The sequence below is a fragment of the Paenibacillus baimaensis genome, from assembly GCF_025567575.1.
Map to the genome: position 1 here is coordinate 1 of NZ_JAOQIO010000091.1, position 637 is coordinate 637.

Consider the following 637-nt stretch of genomic DNA (forward strand, 5'->3'; position numbering starts at 1 on the left):
AGATAATGTCTATTATTTCCTTGCCGGAGAACTGCTTGGCAACCTCCCTGCCAACTTCTCCGAACATACTGTTCGCAATGAATTCATCAAGGTGCTTCTCCTTCCCGCTCAAAGTTTCCCTGATCTTCCTGGCATATTCTAAGTCTTTATCATTTACAGGCACAGGGCCTACTTCCTTGAACTTTTCATACAGCAAAGCTCCCAGGACATTGTTAAGAAGCACATTAGAACTTGCCTTGTCAAAAACAACCTCCAGTTTGGTATCGGTCATCAATGCCGCACCTTTTGCTATGTTTAGAACTCTCTCATATATTTCCCTTACCTGCGAAAGCTTGGGTGCGCGTATCTGATGCAGGACTGCAGCCTCCGACTGTACGACATTTGGAGAACTCCCTCCGGTATCGGTGATGGCATAGTGCATGCGTGTATCCTGTTCAACATGCTCTCTCAGGAAATTCACTCCGACATTCATCAATTCAACTGCGTCGAGAGCACTTCTTCCGTGGTGAGGTGACCCGGAAGCATGTGAGCTTTTGCCATAGAATTTAAAATATGAACTAATTGTCGCAAGGACATTGAAGGTCATTATATTGCTTGAAGTAAACGGATGCCATGTAATGGCTGCATCAACATCGTT

At 44.9% G+C, this 637-nt stretch carries 1 protein-coding gene; it reads right to left on the reverse strand.

Annotated features, from left to right (window positions below; genetic code table 11):
- Window positions 1-637, reverse strand: a 637-nt coding sequence (locus tag OB236_RS23480; RefSeq protein ID WP_262686160.1) for a peptidase dimerization domain-containing protein, incomplete at both ends; no start/stop codon positions are given.